The sequence below is a fragment of the Streptomyces narbonensis genome (assembly GCF_014649015.1).
Taxonomy (GTDB): Bacteria; Actinomycetota; Actinomycetes; order Streptomycetales; family Streptomycetaceae; genus Streptomyces; species Streptomyces narbonensis.
Map to the genome: position 1 here is coordinate 1 of NZ_BMSF01000176.1, position 566 is coordinate 566.

The following is a 566-nucleotide window of genomic DNA, read 5'->3' on the forward strand; positions in this document are numbered from 1 at the left end:
TACGCACCCAACTCAGGTGCAACTAAATATGTGAAGGAACGACTGCTGGAGCTAAAAGGAGAGATAAGGAGAAATACTAGAAATGTTAGAGATCTCAACACCCCACTATCTCCTATAGACAGATCTTCTAGACAGAAAATAAATAGAGATACAGGACTTAAATGATACTATAAATGGAATGGGCTTGACCGATATCTATAGAACTTTCCACCTTACATCCACAACATATACATTTTTCTCACCCCGACATGGAGCCTTTTCAAAGATAGATCATATATTAGGACACAAATCAAGCCTTTACAGATTCAAAGGCATAGAAACTGTATCCAGCATCTTCTCTGACCATGATGGAATTAAACTCAAGATTAATTTCAAGACACAACCCCCAAAATACACGAACACATGGAAACTGAACAACCTACTTCTGAATGACTTCTTCACTACTGAAGAAATTAAGGCTGAAATAAAAAAATTTATGGAAACTAATGATAATGAGTACACAAGTGTCCAGAATCTATGGGACACAGCAAAAGCAGTCATAAGAGGGAAATTCATAGCAATTAGTG

The 566-nt window shown here is 36.7% G+C and carries 1 protein-coding gene; it reads left to right on the forward strand.

Annotated elements, in window-relative coordinates; translation table 11 throughout:
* Window positions 1-178: 178 nt before the first annotated feature.
* Window positions 179-566 (forward strand): exonuclease/endonuclease/phosphatase family protein (locus IE124_RS35240; RefSeq protein WP_229833205.1); only part of this gene is annotated, 388 nt, incomplete at its 3' end.